The organism is Arthrobacter sp. D3-16, assembly GCF_054408515.1.
This window is the reverse complement of record NZ_CP096437.1, coordinates 200,922-218,400: the sequence shown is the minus strand read 5'-3', so window position 1 is coordinate 218,400 and position 17,479 is coordinate 200,922. Positions and strand designations below refer to the sequence as shown.

Below are 17,479 nucleotides of genomic sequence, written 5' to 3'. Positions count from 1 at the left end.
CATTCTCCTGGTGGTGAGGTAGGGCGGCGGTCGACTATTAGCCCTTGACCGCGCCTGAAAGGAATCCTTGGGTGACTTGCTTCTGCATTACGAGGAAGAGCACGATGACGGGCAGAATCGTGATCAGGGTGCCGGCGGCTAGGGGCCCGATGTCGATGGAGCGGCCGCCAAGGAACAGATAGAGTCCAGTCGTGAGCGGCCGGTATTCTCCCCCGGGCAGGTACAACAACGGGACGAGGAAGTTGTTCCAGTTCTGCAGGAAGGTGAAGACGGCGAGTGCGCCGGCACCGGAGGTCACAAGCGGGACCATGATCTTGCTGAAGATCTGCCACTCCGAGGCCCCGTCAATGCGTGCGGCCTGCTCGAGTTCTGTGGGCAGATCGGAGAAAAATGCCCGCATGAAGAAGGTACCGAACGACAGGCCGGTGGTCGTGAGGACCAGCACGGTTCCAAAGAGCGTATCGAGTATCCCCATGCTGCGGAGCTGGAAGTACAGGGGAATCATGTACGTGAAGAACGGCACAAGCAGTCCCAGGACCACAAGGTAAAAGGCGACTGAACGTCCGGGGAAGGGCAGCCGGGCAAAGGTGTATCCGCCCATGGTCGACAGTACGACCACGAGGATGGTGCTCGGTACGGAGAGCAGGAAACTGTTGAGTGCGTAGTCGTCAAAGTTCCCGACGGTCCATGCCGACACGATGTTCTCAAAGGACATCGAGGAAAACAGACCGAACGGATTCACGCGTACGTCCTCATCCGTTTTCAGCGCTGTCGAGATCGTGAGGAGCACCGGGAATAGCGACAGCAGCGATAGGACGATGAGTAAAAGGTGTTTTCCGGAAAGGAATGCCCGGCGTCGGGGGGCCATCGTGTTTTTGCGAATGGTGGTCATGCACCCGTTCCTTGCTGTGAAAGACGCCGTTGGATCCGGTTGAGCCATACCGCGAAGGGAATCGACAGGACGGTGATTGCCAGGGCAAGGGTCGTCCCGTAACTGATCCGGTTGAGCTGGAAGGCACTGCTGTAGGCGTAAGTTCCCAGCACCTCCGTAGCTCCTCCCGGTCCGCCGCCGGTCATGACGAAAATGATGTCGAAGACGGCGAAACCTCCGACGAGGGTGATCGTGGTGACCATGAGAAAGACGGGCATTATCTGCGGAAGGATGATGTGCCACAGCCGTTGCACAGTGTTGGCTCCATCGAGTTTGGATGCCTCAACCAACTCCGTGTCGACGTTGCGGAGCGCGGAGAGAAGGATCACGAAGACGAAGCCCGAAGTTGCCCATACAGCTGTTGCAAGTACGGCGTAGAGGGCTGTGTCCGGGTTGCCCAGCCAGCCGGTCCTTAGCCCGCCCAATCCGATGAGTTCAAGGCCCTGGTTCAGCCAGCCCCGGACAGGATCATAGATCCATCCCCAGACAACGCCGACAGCGACCTGCGGGAGAATGTAAGGGAAGAAGAAGGCCAGCCTGTACAGGAGGCTTCCGCGTTGGACGGACCACATCAGCAGGGCGAGCGTTAGACCGATGACAAGGGGCCCCAAGGTGCCCAGGACAATCCAGATGGCGTTATTGAGAAGGGCCGGCGGAACATTGGGATCACTGAATAGTTCTGCGAAGTTCTCCAGCCCAATGAATGGAGGGTTCGGGTTGACGCCCTTGAAGTCCACAAAAGCGTAGTAGAGCGCGTTTGCCAAGGGAAAGAGGAAGAACACAACGGTCATCAGCATCAGTGGAGCGATGAGGAGAATGCCCAGGCGGGTCTGCGCTTGCCTAGTCACCCGAGGGGTGTCCAATCTCATCTGCCGCTTTCGCCCCTGGATCTTAGGGGCGGAAGCGAGGGCCAGCGAGCCCGCTGGCCTCCCACCATCCGGTGTGAACGGATGAGCTTCCGTGGCGCTACTCATGCGACTGACTCCAGAAAGAAGGTTGTCATTTCCGGAATGCCGCTTCCAAGTCTTGAGCGACTTCTTCTGCTGTCTTCTGTCCGGAGAGAATGCCCTGGATACCGCTCCACATGGCTTCATTGAATACGTCGCTGGCCAGGACGTCGATGCTCTGCCCAATGTCACTTTCTCCGCTTGAGAACTTCGACGTGTCTTCCAGCACTTGAGCGAAGAGAGGCGAGACGTTCAGGCCGTTGGTCTCGACCGGGTATGAGGGAATGGTCCCAAGGTTTTCAACAGTCCAGCGCCCGTGTTCCGGTGAGACAAGGAAGTCGACGAATTTTATCGCCGCTTCCGGATTTTTGCTGGTGGCGGAGATATATGGGCCTGAGCCCAACCCGCCTGCAAAGGATCCTGAACCGCCCTCGGCAGGGAATGGGATGTATCCAACCTCGAAGTCAGTGTTTTCCTCGATGCCACTCACCAGCCAGCTGCCGGTCGGAAGCATCGCTGCCTTGCCCGAGTAGAAAAGTGCATTGACGCTGTCGTAGCTGAGCGAAGTGGGGAACTCCGGGATGAAGCCCGATGCATGGAAGTCCTCCCACACACTGAGTGCCGCGACAACATCGGGCGAGGCCCAGGACTGATCGCCTTTGAGGAGCGCATTCATGCCATCGGAACCGACCCGGCTGGACAGTGCCATGCTCAGCAGGTGACCGCCCTGCCAACCTTCCTGGTCACTGACCCCGATCGGCAGCACGCCGGACCCGGAATCGTTAATTTTTTTAGCCGCTGCCTCGACGTCGGCCAGGTTTTTCGGCTCGGGGATTCCCAAGTCGGCGAAGATGTCCTTGTTGTAAAAGAGCCCAAGCGTTTCCATGTCGCCGGGCACGCCCACAATTTTGCCGTCGAAAGTGACGCGTTCTTTCGCGAAGTCGTAAACCGGCCATTCGTTCTGCTTGTAGGCATCCGTCAGATCGTACAGAAGTCCAGCCTCTGCGAGGGCCCCGGCGTAACCCGGCCCTGAGCCCCAGCTGAAGACATCTGGCCCCTCACCCGACTGAAGCTGAGTCTGCAGAACTGTCCGCATATTCTCCTGCGGCATGGCCTCAAGCTCTACGGTGATACCGCTGTCCGCTTCGAATTTGGCTATCTGCCCCTTGAGAAGCTCTAAAGTGGCAGCCTCTTCCGGCTGCTCAACGAGGTACCGGACGGTATTCGTATCTTGGGTGGATTCGGCAGTTGACCCCGTGCAGGCGGTCAGGCTGAGCAAAAGAGTTGCTGCCGCGGCTGTCGCGGCGAACTTGGAAAATTGCGTCATTGCGTCCCTCGTCTTTGGATGCCTGTTATTTCTTGGGTTTGCTACTGTGCTGGCAACCGCCAGATGGAGCGTTTTGGATGGCGCTCATGTGAGTAGAAAACTGCAGCCTGATCGGCGCTCACGACTAGTTTTCACCGTGAAAGTAATAAAGTCAAGAGGTTGTCGGAGAACTAACGCCAAGAGACGCCGTACTGGGCGCTCCCCCGCAGAAGCTCCGCTAGTCAGTTGGAGGGAATGTCCTGCATCTGGCTGGCTTGCGGGAACTCACTTTGGATTGCAAGAACCGCTGCTCCTCTTGCCCATTCCAAGAAGTCCATTGAGCGCGTGACAACCCGACAGCCAGGTACCCGGCCGACTGCGTAATCACAGCGGCCCTCCGCAATTGCGGCTTCAGCCACCTCTGTGATGTGCACTCCCTCGCCAGACAGGATGATGAGTTCCACTCCCGTCAATGTAGCTATAGCTGTAATTGTCCTGCCCAGAGCGCGACCCGCATCCTGAACGACGCGACCTGCAATAGGGTCCTGCTGCTTCACCAGGGCCAGCACCTCGTCGAACTCAATTTTTCGGTTGTGCCCGATAGAAACCGCCGATGTGATGGCATCGGAGGTGAGGTAGGCGGTTGTGCATCCCCTGTGGCCGAGGGGACATAGGGGGCCCGAAGGGTCTACAGGGAAGTGGCTGACTGGGCTTATTTCTGTTGGAATCATCGTGCCGTTGATGACCAGGCCATAGCCAATGCCAGCCCCCATAGTAAGGAGGGCGAAGTTTGTGTGACCCCTGCCGTGCCCGAACCATTGTTGGGCTTTCGTTAACCCGACAACATCGTTGTCCAAGTGAACAGGGATATCGAGGTTCTCGGCCAAGAGCGACCGGAACGGTACGTCACGCCAGTGCAGGAACGGAGAGTCGGCGACGACCTCCCCTGCGTGGACCTTTCCGCCAACTGTTACGCCTAATCCATTGACGGGACGGCCCGCCCGGGCACTGAGCCGATTAACTACATCAGTCACCCGAGCGACCGCATCCGGAACCTGGAGCGAGGGCAGAGCTGCCACTTCCTCGGCAAAAATGTGTGCGCGGAGGTCTGTGACAACGGCGTAGATTGACTCCGTTGTCAGCTTGACGCCGATGAATCGGTAGTCCTCGGGCACAACATCGAGGAGCCAGGACGAGCGGCCGCGCCCCGGTGTTCGAACGGAAGTGGACTCGACGAGGACGCCGGACTCCACGAGGGGTCTCACCAGCCGGGTGAGTGTGGCCGGAGAAAGGCCCATCTTGCTGGCGAGGTGAGTCCTGGACCGGGCGCCATTGACCAGAATATCGATCGCTACAGCCTTCGAGGATACGGAAAGCTCTTCCGGATCAAGTCCTTGCACCTTGTTCACATCGGCATCCACAAGCTCTCCTCTTCCCTGGGCAAGGACCTCCCGGTTTGCGAGCACTTCTGCCGCAACCGTGAACTGCCACCCCTTGACTTAATTGCTTTCACGTTGAAATTATATACCTCTCAAGGAGGTATACATTGCTAAATACACTGATTAAGGCTGACGTTGCGTCGCCGGTTGTTCTGACTTCCGCCGGAGTTTCGGTGGTTATAGACGTCTCAAGCGGGATCCCGCGTGTTTTACATTGGGGACGATCAGTGCCTGGAGGATCCGCCGACAGGACGTACTTTCAATCACTGGCCGTTTCGCAGTGGGGCGCAGATGGGCCGCAGGACAGCACGCCGCCCTCACTTCTTCCTGAGCAGTCAGCAGGGTGGGTGGGGAGCCCGGGCCTGGAGGGCCACCGCAGTGGACATGTCTTTTCGAGCCGGTTCACTGCAGTGGCCTGCGATGTGACCGGCGAGACAAACGCTGAACAGACCCTGGTTGCTACCGCAGAGGACAAAGAGGCAGAACTTCGGCTGACCACGACGCTTCAGCTCTTGTCAACGGGAGTGCTGCGCATATCTGCAAGCCTAACCAATACGGCAGAGGACACTGCGTACACAGTGGACGGGATGCGCCTTTCTCTGCCAGTGCCGGCAGAAGCGCAGGAGCTGCTGGACTTCGCCGGGCGCCACCTCCGGGAGAGGACTCCGCAACGGCATCCCTTCGTGGTTGGCACCCACCTTCGGGAGGGTCGCCGCGGGCGGACGGGTTCGGATGCGTCAATATTGTTGATTGCCGGCACGCCGGGCTTCACGTTCCAGACCGGAGAGGTGTGGGCAGTTCACACTGCTTGGAGCGGAAACCATGCGACTTTCGCCGAACTGGGTCTCAGGGGCAACCGCATTTTGGGCGGCGGAGAGCTTTTGCTCCCCGGTGAGGTCGTCTTGGCGCCCCAAGAGACCTACACGACGCCGTGGATTTATGGCGCCTATGGCGAAGGGCTGGACGCCATCTCGTCTTCGTTCCACCGCCATCTTCGTGACAGACCGTCCCATCCCTCTTCGCCGCGCCCCGTCGTTCTCAATACTTGGGAGGCTGTCTACTTTGACCAGAATCTCCATGAGCTCACCGAGCTGGCCGAAACCGCCGCAGCGGTTGGCGTCGAGAGGTTCGTGCTGGACGACGGCTGGTTCCTTCACCGTCGCAACGATCGGGCCGGCCTCGGCGATTGGCGGGTAGACCCGGACATCTGGCCTCAGGGTCTAACACCGCTCGTGAGTGTTGTTCGAGGCTTGGGCATGGAGTTTGGACTGTGGTTTGAACCGGAGATGGTCAATGAGGACTCCGACCTTGCTCGCACCCATCCCGATTGGCTCCTAGGCCCAGGCCATCGACTGCCGATTCGCGGCCGGCACCAACAGGTTCTTAATCTGGCGATACCGGAAGCCTTCAACTATGTCCTGGAGTCGATGAGCTCCCTCATCTCGGAGCATCACATTGAGTACATTAAATGGGACCACAACAGGGACTTGGTCGAAGCTGGGGACGCCATCACAGGTGCCGCCCGTGTCCGTGCTCAAACACAGGCGGCCTACGCACTCATGGACGCGTTGCGCCAACGGCACCCTGGGTTGGAAATCGAGTCTTGCGCCTCGGGTGGAGGCCGCGTTGACCTTGAGGTTCTCGAACGCACTGACCGTGTCTGGGCAAGTGACTGCATTGATGCCTTGGAGCGGCAGCAAATCCAGCGGTGGACAGGGCTCCTCCTGCCGCCCGAACTCGTCGGATCACATGTTGGGTCACCCACATCCCACACCACTCACCGCACACACTCGCTCGCCTTCCGCGCCGCAACTTCACTGTTTGGCCACTTCGGCATCGAGTGGGATCTGCGGTCTGCATCAACCGCCGAGCTGGCGGAACTTGCTGCATGGGTGCAGTTGTACAAGGACGAGCGCTCCCTTATTCACAACGGGACGGCAGTGCACGGGGATTATCCTGACCCGGCCTATTGGGCCCATGGGTATGTGAACACTGAACAGAACCGGGCCCTGTTCGCCTTCGTCGCGCTTCACACGAGTCTCGCGGCCCAGCCAGGCAGGTTGCGCATTCCCGGTCTCAACCCTGACTTGAGCTATCGGATTGAACCAATCCAGTTGTCCGCTGATGCGCTGGTTAAAACGGCCGGCGGACCGCCACGCTGGTGGACAGAGCCAACGACCGTGACAGGACGGACGCTCGCTACAGCTGGCCTCCAAGGCCCGATGTTGTACCCGGAACAAGCTCTGCTCTTCCGCCTGGTAGCTGAACCTCGTGAAACGGATGAAGCCTCAAGCATGCCGGCGAATCGAGCCGGGATAACCAAGGAAAGGAACTGATCGTGGGACGTCTCGTTCGCTTCACATCCCCCTGCAAGGCCGAAGTCATTGACTTCGACGAACAACCGCTTGGGCCAGGAGAGGTACGCCTTGAGACCCTATACTCGGGAATTTCCGCAGGCACCGAACTGACGGCATATCGCGGGAGTAACCCATACCTGAACAAAGAGTGGGACCCGGCTCAACGGCTATTTGTCCCCGGTGATTCAACCCATGCCTACCCATTGGACGCATGGGGCTACGAAGAAGTAGGACGAGTCTCGGAAATCGGAGAAGGAGTCGAGCCCTCTTTGCTCGGACAAACAGTCTGGGGGACCTGGGGCCACCGCTCGTCAGTTGTGCGGAAGCAAGAGTGGGTCCAACAGCGTATCCTGCCAGAGGGTTCCGCTCCCATGGCCGGAATTTTCGCCAAGATAGGCGCCATCGCACTTAACGCCATCCTCGACGCGGACATTCACGTCGGTGAAACGGTCGTCGTCTTCGGCGCTGGCGTCCCGGGACAAATCGTGGCCCAGCTCGCGCGACTGAACGGCGGACGGGTAATCTCTGTTGACCTCATTCCGGCCCGCCGCGAGCTTGCACAGCGTCTCGGAGCCACAAGCGTACTCGACCCCGCAGCTGACAACGTTGCTGAACAGGTCCGCGCCGCAACAAACAACCGCGGCGCCGACGTGGTCATCGAAATGAGTGGAAGCTACCACGCCCTGCAAGAAGCCGTTCGGACAGCCGCCTACAGCTCGCGGGTGGTCGCGGGAGGGTTCTTCCAGGGAGGAGCCACGCCGTTGCTCCTTGGTGAGGAATTCCATCACAACCGCATCTCCATCATCGGGTCTCAAATTTCCGGCGTAGCCCCGGCGCTCCAGCACCGATGGAATGAGCTCAGAATGTCCACCACTGCTCTGGAGCTTGAACGTGACGGGCAGCTCCACCTCACGGAGCTCATCACACACACAGTCCCGGCGGAGGAAGCAGCGGCTGCTTTTGAGATGCTCGACGCGTCACCGGCGGATGCGCTTCAGGTCGTACTCGACTACGGAGTCAAATGATGGCCACGACGCCAACGCCTTCCCCAAAATCGGAAGGGCAGTTCAAGTGGGGGATCCTTGCAACAGGAGGCGTTGCGCGGCTCTTCACGAAGGATCTGCTCGCTCATGGCCATCATGTGCACGCGGTAGGCTCCCGGTCTTTGGCTTCCGCGGAGGCATTCGCTGCAGCCTACGGCATCGCTAATGCCTACGGATCCTATGAAGAGCTGACAGCTGACCCTGACATCGACATCATTTACATCGCCACTCCGCACAATTTCCACGCGGCTAATGCAACCCTCGCGCTAGAGAATGGCAAACACATTCTGGTTGAAAAGACCTTTGCTATGACCGAGTCGCAGGCCGAAGAGATTACCGACCTCGCGCGCCGCAAGGAGCTCCTTGTGATGGAGGCGATGTGGACACGGTTTCTTCCGCATATGCGGCACGTTCGGACTTTGATCGAGTCCGGCCGACTAGGCCAGGTGAGGTCAGTACATGCTGAGCATGCCCAACGCCTGCCAACTGCACCAACTCATCGAATCAACAACCCACATCTGGCGGGCGGCGCCCTTTTGGACCTAGGCATTTACCCCATCTCGTTCGCCAGTGACATACTCGGCCCGGCCGAGAATATCCAAGCCCGCGCGACGTTCAAGGCTTCGGGTGTTGACGGCTCCGTAGCGACAATAATTCATCACGTCAGCGGTGGAATCTCCACCAGCTACTCCTCAAGCGAGACGCCAGGCTCCAACACAGCAGCCATTTTGGGGACTCAGGGTCGCATTGAGATTGCATCCACTTGGTATGCGCCGTCCAGAGTAGCGCTATACGACAATGAAAATACCCTCATCGAAGTCTTCGATCAGCCGGTGAGCGGCCGCGGAATGCAGTATCAGGCGGCGGAGGTTGAAGAGCTCATCGGCGTCGGCGCAACTTCAAGTGATCTAATGTCGCCGGCCGAGTCCGTCAACATCATGGCAACGATGGACACAATCCGTCACACCATCGGGCTGCGGTATCCCCATGAATGATTATTCCGCAGTTGCCCGCACCGCAGGTCCAGAAACGCCCCGACCGACCAACACGGGCCGCGTGGCGGTGGTTGGCTCCGGCAATCTCGACATCGTAGTAACGCTGCAGCGCATACCCATGCCCGGCGAGACCGTCATGGGCGAGCGGGTGGAGGAAGTGCCAGGAGGTAAGGGCACAAACCAGGCCATCGCGGCTGCCCGACGTTCAATAAGCGCCTTCGTGGGATGCGTGGGTGAAGATGAAGCTGGGGGGTACATCCTGCGGTCACTCGAGCTGGCAGGTGTGGAAACTCAGCATGTGGAGCGCAGCGTTGAGCCCACGGGACGCGCCTTCATTGAGGTGACGCCCGACGGCGAAAACAGCATCGTCGTCGTGCCTCTTGCGAATCAACAAATAAATGCAGCCCGCGTACTTCACGCCCTGGAGACGCTGCAACCGGACGTTGTCCTAACGCAGCTGGAGATCCCCCACCACGTGGTCGTCGCGGTATCGGAGTGGGCTGAGCGCAACAATGCGACCTTCGTGCTGAACCCCAGCCCAGTGACGGCCCTGCCATTGTCGGTGCTTAGTCGCTGCGACCCGATCATTCTTAATGCAGAAGAAGCACGGGAAATCCTGAGAATGACGGACGGCCAGGACCCTTACGAAGCAGCCACTGCTTCCGTAGAGGCGCTAACAGCTCTTATCGCGCGTATGACTCGCTCCGTCGTCGTGACGGACGGGAGCCGCGGCGCATATGTAGCGACCGCATCGACGGGCGTTACGAAGATCACGGCTGACAAGGTAGATGCCGTCGACACCACCGGCGCGGGCGATGAGTTTGCAGGTGCGTTGGCAGCTGGACTCGCACTGGGCAAGGACCTCACCCAAGCGGCAGAACTGGCCGGCGCCGCTGCCGGGCTATTGGTGCAGATTCCGCGACGCCAACGAACCATGGGTTTGCCAGTCGCCGCCGGGAACGTCGACGGAAGGTTTTGCGATCACCCCGCGGTGATTGCGGAATGAGCCCGCCTACAGCAATTCGTCCGTTCCCGCTGGTGATAGCTCACCGGGGAGCGTCGGGCTACCGGCCCGAGCATACCCTGGCCGGGTACGAACTGGCTCTCAAGCTCGGGGCAGACGCCATAGAACCCGACGTGGTCGCCACCCGTGACGGTGTGCTGGTAGTACGACACGAAAACGAAATTTCAGGCACGACCAACATCTCAGACTGTCCCGAGTTCCGCGACCGACGAACAACCAAACTCATCGATGGGGAGGAGGTGACCGGCTGGTTTACCGAAGACTTCACATGGAAAGAGCTCTCGACTCTCCGGTCCAGAGAGCGTCTTCCCGTGCTGCGGCCCGGTAGCGCTCTTTTCAACGACAGATACCCAATAATGCGACTCGCGGACGCAATTGCCTTCATCAGCCATGCAATATCTGCGTCCGGCAAGCCGCTGAGACTAATCGTTGAGTTTAAGCATCCAACGTACTTCTCCAGCATTGGACTTCCGCTACACGAACTCTTCCTCAACGAACTTGATATTGCAGGCTTTCCTGCTTCCGCTGACTGGCTTACAGTCGAATCCTTTGAGAAGACTTGTCTTCATAACTTGCAAAATCTAGGGGTTCTCGCGCGCCGGGTATATCTTGCACGTCGGAAGGGCGCGGCCTTTGACCTCGTGTCTACAAATGGCAGTAGCGCCAAACCCTACGTCGAAGAGCTAACACCGAAAGGGCTGTCAATTCTCGTTCGCCGACAAACCGACATCGGCGGCCCGACGGAACCAACCCCATGGCTGCATGGAATCAGCGTTGAAAAATGCCTCATCGTCGATGAGCCTAGGGAAGGCAAGATGCTGGTCGAGACAAGCCATGCGGCCGGGCTTAGCGTCTTTTGCTGGACCCTCCGCCCCGAGAACGCCTTCCTGTCCCCTAGACACCGCGCCGCGCAGCAAGGCATTTTCGGCAACTGGAGGAGTGAACTTGCCTGCACATTAGAATCCGGCGTGGACGGTATTTTCACCGACTACCCCGACCTCGTGCTTAGCCTGCGGGACACCTGGGTATAGAGCCTCCACTCGCTTTTACAGGGATTCCACTGATCGTTCCTGTTTTAGCAACATAGCTTGTCCGCTGCCGCCGGCCCTGGGAATCTATGGACGGAAGCGGGTTGGAACAACTTTCCAGCGGCTGACCTCGCAAGGCTCCGCTCTCGGTCCGCGGAAACCACCAGCTGAAGCAAGGGCTGAAGATGCTGGGTGGAGCCCCGCCGCTTTGCCCCAGCACGAGCCTTAACAAAGGAAGCTACGGGGGCGCGAAGACTTTTCACTTCGGCTGCGCCGTCGAAATTTCAAGTTCAAGAAATAGGACAGAAAGATCCACAACAAAGGGAAGAACCAAATGAGTGATACGTGGTTCACCGTCGAGGACAACAACGGCAAGATATTTTCGGGGGACGAGGTAACGATCTCCTTCAAGAAGGATCCGCAAGTCGGAAGAGTGTGGACTATGTCGCATGCCCAGTTGGCCGATCTTCAAAGCGCCATCGAAGCGTACAGGCGATGAACTAAGCAGGCTACCCTCGACAGGTTTGGAACATCGATATCTGACGGGCTCGTAACTCTTCGACCAAATGATTCATCACGTCAGTCACCAGATCTGATGACGCCCAGTAGTTAGTTTCCCTCGTACTGTTCCCTCAGAACGTTAGAAAACCGTACTCGCTGACAGAAGCCCATGGAGTACAGGCGATGAGAGGAAAATTGCCATGAGTGAGCCAACACTGGGCAAACCCGGTTACGGGTGGTTCGAAATCCGGATCGAGGGGCATCTGGAGCCCCGGTGGGTTGCCTGGTGCGGCGCCGACCAGCTTGAAAAGGCCGACGACGGCACGACGATACTCCGCGGGCAGATGACCGACCAGACGCAGCTCCACGGCCTGCTTCAAAAATCCTGGACATGGGCCTGCCGCTGGTTTCTCTCATCCACCTCGATCACCAACCCGCACCGCTCAAGAACCCTTGAAGGGCTCCGGTCCCTTCGTGGCCACCAAAAGCGGCTAGCACCCGTGCGAAAACACCCCAACGGCGGCACAAGTATCAATGTGAGGACCACCCTGTGAATGTCATCAAAACCCCGGACCCGGTCAGCCAAGGCTTCGCCGGCAGTTACGCCCGTGGCCCCCGGGAGGTACCTAACCGGTGGTGGGTACCGGCCGGCTTGGTGGTCCTGAACCTCATCCCGGTCATCGGGGGAGCTTTCCGCCTCACTGAGCTGACCGGCGGCGCTGACATCACCCCTAGGAATGAACGGTTCTTCGGCTCTCCGGCGCCAGTTCTGATCCATATCGTCAGCGCGACCGTCTATGCCTTCCTCGGAGCCTTCCAGTTCGTCCCATCACTTCGGCGGCCGAAAAAGGGCAAGAAGGGCTGGCACCGGCTTATGGGCCGCATCCTGATTCCGGCCGGGGTCCTCGTCGCCCTCTCCGGGCTGTGGATGACCCTCTTCTACGCACTGCCACCCAGCGACGGTGTCATTCTTTACATCCTGCGGCTCGTTTTCGGCACCGCAATGCTGGCCTTCCTCGTCCTCGGGGTCTTGGACATCAAGCGCCGGAACTTCACCGGCCACGGCGCGTGGATGACCCGTGCTTACGCCATCGCAGTAGGAGCCGGAACCCAGCCGCTCCTGCTCATGATCCCTGAACTTTCCTCCGGACCACCGGACGTAACCACCCGGGCAGTACTGATGGGCACTGCCTGGATCATCAACCTCGCCGTCGCCGAACTCGCCATCCGCCGCCGCCACACGAACGAGGCCCGGCACCAGGCACACCTGTGACCAAATCGCCCCAACCATGCACCGGACCCTCTCCCCTACCCGGAATCGAATACCCAGGACTGTCACCATGCCAACAACCACGACCCCTGTCCCCGGACACCCCAACTCCCAGCCTCGCGAAATTTTGGACAACGACACAGCCATCCTCGCCGCCCAAGACCTCCACAAGTCCTACGGACGCGGCAGCACCCGCTTCGACGCCCTCGCGGGCGTCAGCATGGACATTCATGCAGGGGAATCGATAGCCATCGTCGGGAAAAGCGGGTCAGGCAAGTCGACCCTGATGCACCTGCTCGCCCTGCTCGATCAACCCGACAGTGGAACACTGAAAGTTGGTGGAGCCGATGCCACACAACTCAACACCCCCGAACTGAACAAGCTTCGTAACGCCGACTTCGGGTTCGTATTCCAGCAGTTCTTCCTCACCCCCAACGCTACGGTCCTTGAAAACGTCGTGCTCCCCCTGAAAATTGCCGGCATGGGCGCCCGGGAGCGGAAGGCCCGGGGACTTGAGGTGCTCCGGCAACTCGAGATGGAAGACAAAGCCGGAAACAAGGCAGTCAACCTTTCCGGAGGCCAAAAGCAACGAGTGGTCATCGCCCGTGCACTCGTAAACCGGCCCAAAGTGATTTTCGCCGACGAACCCACCGGCAACCTCGACACAGCAACCGGACAACTCGTTGAAGACATCCTCTTCTCACTCAACCAGGAGCACGGCATCACTCTGGTCATCGTGACCCACGATCCCGACCTCGCCGCCAGGTGCGACCGCCAATTATTCATCCGGGACGGCCGCGAAGTCCGCCCCTTGGACAACCCAGGAACCCCAGCATGAAAACCATCGACATCATCACCTCCGCGGCCGGCAACAGCTTTCGCAGCAAGACCAGGACCATCCTGACAGTAACCGCCGTCTTCATCGGTGCGTTCACCCTGACCATCACCAGCGCCATCGGCACCGGCGTCTCCAGCTACATCGACACACAAATCGGAGCGTTCGGTGCCCCGGACGTGCTGTCCGTCATGAAAGCCACCCAGACCCCCACCGAAAACACTGGACCTGCCCCCTACGACCCCGAACGGGCCGCAGGTGCCTCCATGCAGGCCGACACGGCCCCCCTGACCGGCGAGGACCTGGAAACCATCGCAGCCATACCCGGGATTCTCGAGGTCAGTGCGGCACGAAACCTCACCCCCCGCTACATCCAGTACGAGGACCACGGAAAATTTGAACTGGGTGTAAACGCTAACGCCTCGCTGACGACCCCGCAGCTCGCGGCCGGAGAGCAGCTACAAACCGACGGCAGCGAACGCCAGATCCTCCTGGTCACCAACTACGTCGAGAGCATGGGGTTCACCGGAGCCGACGATGCCGTAGGAAAAACCGTCATCATCGGTGTCGCTGACTACTCAGGCGTGATTCATGAGGTGTCCGCGACCGTGGCAGGTATCCAAAACGAAACCATCCTCGCCTCGGGCGCAGCACTGAACCCTGCTCTTGCAGATGCCATCGACGCTATCCAGAACACCGGCAAACCAGCCGAAATGGCAAACCTCTCCGCCCTTGCCACCGCACATTTTGATCAGAACCTCGACACAAACCAAGTCAATGCCCTCAAGACCGAGCTCGCCACCAAAGGCTTCGTAGCGCTCACAGTGGCCGACCAGATCGGCGTCATCCAATCAGTTATCAGCGGCATCACCGGAATCCTCAACGCCTTCGCCGTCATCGCCCTCATCGCTGCCGGCTTCGGGATCATCAACACCCTGTTCATGAGCGTCCAAGAGCGCACCCGGGAAATTGGCCTCATGAAGGCAATGGGCATGGGCGGAGGCCGCATCTATGCACTATTCAGCCTCGAAGCAGTCTTCATAGGACTCCTCGGAAGCCTCATCGGCGCACTGGCCGCAGTCGGAACAGGCTCCATTGCCAATACCTACCTCACAGGTACTGTCGTCGCGGACCTGGAAGGCCTCCAAGTCCTCAGGTTCGCGCCCGTACCTATGGCCCTGATCATCCTCCTGGTCATGCTCATAGCGTTCCTCGCCGGCACTCTCCCCGCACGGCGGGCCGCCCGGCAAAACCCCATCGACGCCCTGCGGTACGAATAACAGCACCAATAGCCTGGACTTCGGGTCAAGCTACGAGAGTAGGTGGGTTCAGGGACCCCCAAGGCCTCAAGAATTGTTTGAATTCTTTGCTCCACTTTCCCGAAAACAGCAACGATTGTTGTCAGGTTCAAAGTGCACGGTGAACCTTGAGGTATGAACACATATGACGTCGTTATCGTCAGCCGGCTGGCCGATCAAGAACTAACGGGTTAGAAAATCGGCTAAACGTTTGGGCCGCCGGGACCAGTCAAACACCTTCGCCCAAATGGACTGCCCGCCGGTGAAGGATCCTCCGCTGCCGTCAACATCAACATCAACATCAACGCAGGCGGGGTCGAGGAAGACATCCAGCACGCCATCTGGGTCAAAACCGAAGCTTCTGCGGCTTTCTGAGTCCGCCAACCATTTCACCACCATCCACAGCAAACAAAGGAAGCATTGTGAGCACTCACACAAACGAACGGCAACCCGTCAAAGTAGGCCCCCCTACCAAGCATCAGCTAGCGCTGATGATCTGGCTCGCCGTCTTCCCGACCCTGACCGTTATCAACCTCGCCCTGGGCGAATGGCTCGTAACGCTCAACCCCGTCGTTCGTACCCTGGTACTGGCCACCATCGCAGTCCCCATCGTGATTTATGGGATCATGCCCCACCTCCACAATGCCCGCAGACGCATCCTCTCCCGCTAAATAGCCTACTGAGGTCCAAGGCGACACTCTGGAAGCAGTTCGGGTTCGCGTTGGTTACCAAGATTTTTCAAACGTCATAGCCGCAAACAGAAAGGCAGCCAAAGGGTGAATACAGTGGACTCCGCGGGTTGGGACCGCCGCTACAGCGACTCTGCCCGGGTGTGGGGTGCCAATCCGAATACATGGATTGCCGCCGAACTCGACGGACTAGCACCGGGCCGTGCCCTCGACCTCGGTGCCGGAGAAGGACGCCATGCCATCTGGTTGGCTGGGCGCGGATGGCAGGTCCGGGCAGTGGACTTCTCGGCAAAGGGGCTGGAGACGGGGCAACGGCATGCCGAGGCTGAAGGAGTTGCCGGCCGAATCGAGTGGCTAGTGGCGGACGCATCTAAACTCGAACCCGATGCCCGGAGTTTTGATCTTGTTTTGATCGCTTATCTACAGCTGCAGGAAGCCCAGATGCGGTCTGTAGTAACAGCCGCCGCACGTTCAGTCGCACGAAGCGGGACCTTCCTGCTCGTGAATCATGATGCCGCCAATCCCGAGAACGGATCCGGTGGCCCGCAGGATCCTCAAGTTCTACAGACGCCGTATCAAGTAGCCAGATGGCTACGTGCTGCTGGCATGGACGTCTTGACGGCAGAAACACGGTCCCGCCCGGTGCGCGAGGGGCTTCGCCCGGCACTGGACTGCGTCGTGCTGGCTCGACTTCCAGGCGCTTGATCAAGGCAAATTTTGGGTGATGCCGCGTATACATGGGCATGGCGATGTCTGCATACAACGCCATGCGATGAACTCCAAAAAGGCGGAGTCGCTGCTGACCGCTCTGCTAACTGCCGAGAGCCGGCTCGAACCCATGTGCGGGGATCGATTGCTTGCGAGACAGCCAGGCAGCTTGCTTAGGTACAGGCCGTGACACCGCCCCACTATTACTCGCGGCACGCTTCTTCCCAGCCACCGAATTATCCGGAGTCCTCATGGCAGATCAAATAAGCAGAAAATGTGACTGAAAAGAACGCTGGACGTTGCACGGATGCAGATCGCAGGATTCAACGAGCTGACTGTGTTCCCGTCCTGCTAGAGCTTGCGGCACCGAGGGCGCATCTTCGAATTAGAAAGCTCCTTGCCACAACTCTCTTTTCGGTCACTGTCCTGGCGCTAGTGGCGTCCACCTCCGGAAAACGGCCACCCAAATTTCAACGTCAGTAAGATCACGGCGACGTCCATTACTAGGCTCTTCGCCTCGACGAGGCATGAGCTTCAGATTGAACCACACGCCTATCTGACGGCCCGCGGCCAGATCTTGAATTCCTTGTTGGACAAGCCCCACGGCTAATCCTCACATGCAGGGGTTGGAGCCTACCGCTCTGTCTGCCCGAGCTGACTGCATGCAGGTCGTGCAGTCCGGCAGGAAACCACATCAACGTCAATTGCGACCGTACATGTCGGTCGACCTAGTAAAGGAGGACTTGTGTCCCACAATCAGCATCTACCGGTAAGCAGCGCTGCCTCCGAGGTGATGGGCGGCGACATATTCGCGAGCCCGGCGTTCCCTCTATCCATTGACGTCACTGTGGAGGAGCCCCAGAACAGGGACGAAAAGCTTAACCGTGCCGTCAACAGACTCATACCCGTCGCTTTGGAACGCCAGCAGGGAATCCTCGTCATACAACGCGATTACGGCAAGTACAGCGTTCGCGTTGACCACGACGTTCCATGCGGCACCACTCAGGAGTCCCGCTGCTAAATCAGGGCCGGCGTTGATCTTCACGAGCGTGATCGAAGGGGCGTTGTCAAAATTGCAACGGTTCATTGCGATTTTTGCACCATTCGC

17 protein-coding genes are annotated in these 17,479 nt (G+C 59.0%); 11 read left to right on the top strand and 6 right to left on the bottom strand.

The window, feature by feature from the left end; translation table 11 throughout:
• Nucleotides 1-37: 37 nt before the first annotated feature.
• The 4 genes from M1D32_RS01045 to M1D32_RS01030 form a co-directional block, all read right to left on the bottom strand.
• Nucleotides 38-892 (bottom strand): carbohydrate ABC transporter permease, encoded by an 855-nt coding sequence (locus M1D32_RS01045; RefSeq protein ID WP_458780526.1) that lies wholly within the window; start codon nucleotides 890-892, stop codon nucleotides 38-40.
• Nucleotides 889-1,779, bottom strand: coding sequence for a carbohydrate ABC transporter permease (locus M1D32_RS01040; protein ID WP_458780525.1), 891 nt, complete (start codon nucleotides 1,777-1,779; stop codon nucleotides 889-891). Before M1D32_RS01040 ends, M1D32_RS01045 begins: the two co-directional genes overlap by 4 nt.
• 151 nt (nucleotides 1,780-1,930) lie before the next feature.
• A complete protein-coding gene (locus tag M1D32_RS01035) occupies nucleotides 1,931-3,205 on the bottom strand; it encodes an ABC transporter substrate-binding protein (RefSeq protein WP_458780524.1) in 1,275 nt (424 codons plus the stop codon).
• Between the two features lie 221 nt (nucleotides 3,206-3,426).
• Nucleotides 3,427-4,650, bottom strand: a complete 1,224-nt coding sequence (locus M1D32_RS01030) for an ROK family protein (protein ID WP_458780523.1) — start codon at nucleotides 4,648-4,650, stop codon at nucleotides 3,427-3,429.
• 146 nt (nucleotides 4,651-4,796) lie between these two features.
• Between M1D32_RS01030 and M1D32_RS01025 the strand changes: the two genes are divergently transcribed.
• The 9 genes from M1D32_RS01025 to M1D32_RS00985 all read left to right on the top strand — a co-directional run bounded on the left by M1D32_RS01025 (nucleotide 4,797) and on the right by M1D32_RS00985 (nucleotide 14,956).
• Nucleotides 4,797-6,959: an alpha-galactosidase gene (locus tag M1D32_RS01025; RefSeq protein ID WP_458782252.1), complete on the top strand. Its 2,163-nt coding sequence runs from the start codon at nucleotides 4,797-4,799 to the stop codon at nucleotides 6,957-6,959.
• A gap of 392 nt (nucleotides 6,960-7,351) precedes the next feature.
• Nucleotides 7,352-8,005, top strand: coding sequence for a zinc-dependent alcohol dehydrogenase (locus tag M1D32_RS01020; RefSeq protein ID WP_458780522.1), 654 nt, complete (start codon nucleotides 7,352-7,354; stop codon nucleotides 8,003-8,005).
• Nucleotides 8,002-9,018, top strand: a complete 1,017-nt coding sequence (locus M1D32_RS01015) for a Gfo/Idh/MocA family protein (protein ID WP_458780521.1) — start codon at nucleotides 8,002-8,004, stop codon at nucleotides 9,016-9,018. The genes M1D32_RS01020 and M1D32_RS01015 overlap by 4 nt, the downstream gene beginning before the upstream one ends.
• Nucleotides 9,011-10,024, top strand: a complete 1,014-nt coding sequence (locus M1D32_RS01010) for a ribokinase (protein WP_458780520.1) — start codon at nucleotides 9,011-9,013, stop codon at nucleotides 10,022-10,024. The genes M1D32_RS01015 and M1D32_RS01010 overlap by 8 nt, the downstream gene beginning before the upstream one ends.
• Complete coding sequence (locus M1D32_RS01005) at nucleotides 10,021-11,073, top strand: glycerophosphodiester phosphodiesterase family protein (RefSeq protein WP_458780519.1); 1,053 nt, start codon at nucleotides 10,021-10,023, stop codon at nucleotides 11,071-11,073. Before M1D32_RS01010 ends, M1D32_RS01005 begins: the two co-directional genes overlap by 4 nt.
• A gap of 698 nt (nucleotides 11,074-11,771) precedes the next feature.
• Nucleotides 11,772-12,125: a hypothetical protein gene (locus tag M1D32_RS01000; protein ID WP_458780518.1), complete on the top strand. Its 354-nt coding sequence runs from the start codon at nucleotides 11,772-11,774 to the stop codon at nucleotides 12,123-12,125.
• Nucleotides 12,122-12,844 (top strand): DUF2306 domain-containing protein, encoded by a 723-nt coding sequence (locus M1D32_RS00995; RefSeq protein ID WP_458780517.1) that lies wholly within the window; start codon nucleotides 12,122-12,124, stop codon nucleotides 12,842-12,844. The genes M1D32_RS01000 and M1D32_RS00995 overlap by 4 nt, the downstream gene beginning before the upstream one ends.
• A 67-nt stretch (nucleotides 12,845-12,911) precedes the next feature.
• Nucleotides 12,912-13,679, top strand: coding sequence for an ABC transporter ATP-binding protein (locus M1D32_RS00990; RefSeq protein WP_458780516.1), 768 nt, complete (start codon nucleotides 12,912-12,914; stop codon nucleotides 13,677-13,679).
• The gene (locus tag M1D32_RS00985; RefSeq protein WP_458780515.1) at nucleotides 13,676-14,956 is read left to right on the top strand and encodes an ABC transporter permease; all 1,281 of its coding nucleotides are present in this window, start codon (nucleotides 13,676-13,678) and stop codon (nucleotides 14,954-14,956) included. The genes M1D32_RS00990 and M1D32_RS00985 overlap by 4 nt, the downstream gene beginning before the upstream one ends.
• 201 nt (nucleotides 14,957-15,157) lie before the next feature.
• On the opposite strand, the gene M1D32_RS00980 is transcribed toward M1D32_RS00985, so the two are convergent.
• Nucleotides 15,158-15,382, bottom strand: a complete 225-nt coding sequence (locus tag M1D32_RS00980; RefSeq protein WP_458780514.1) for a hypothetical protein — start codon at nucleotides 15,380-15,382, stop codon at nucleotides 15,158-15,160.
• A 14-nt stretch (nucleotides 15,383-15,396) separates the two neighbouring features.
• On the opposite strand from M1D32_RS00980, the gene M1D32_RS00975 reads away from it, so the two are divergent.
• Together M1D32_RS00975 and M1D32_RS00970 are read left to right on the top strand one after the other, a co-directional pair.
• A complete protein-coding gene (locus tag M1D32_RS00975) occupies nucleotides 15,397-15,645 on the top strand; it encodes a hypothetical protein (RefSeq protein ID WP_458780513.1) in 249 nt (82 codons plus the stop codon).
• 105 nt (nucleotides 15,646-15,750) lie between these two features.
• Complete coding sequence (locus M1D32_RS00970) at nucleotides 15,751-16,368, top strand: class I SAM-dependent methyltransferase (protein ID WP_458780512.1); 618 nt, start codon at nucleotides 15,751-15,753, stop codon at nucleotides 16,366-16,368.
• 832 nt (nucleotides 16,369-17,200) lie between these two features.
• Here the strand turns inward: M1D32_RS00970 and M1D32_RS00965 are convergent.
• Nucleotides 17,201-17,458, bottom strand: a complete 258-nt coding sequence (locus M1D32_RS00965; RefSeq protein WP_458780511.1) for a hypothetical protein — start codon at nucleotides 17,456-17,458, stop codon at nucleotides 17,201-17,203.
• Nucleotides 17,459-17,479 lie beyond the last annotated feature (21 nt).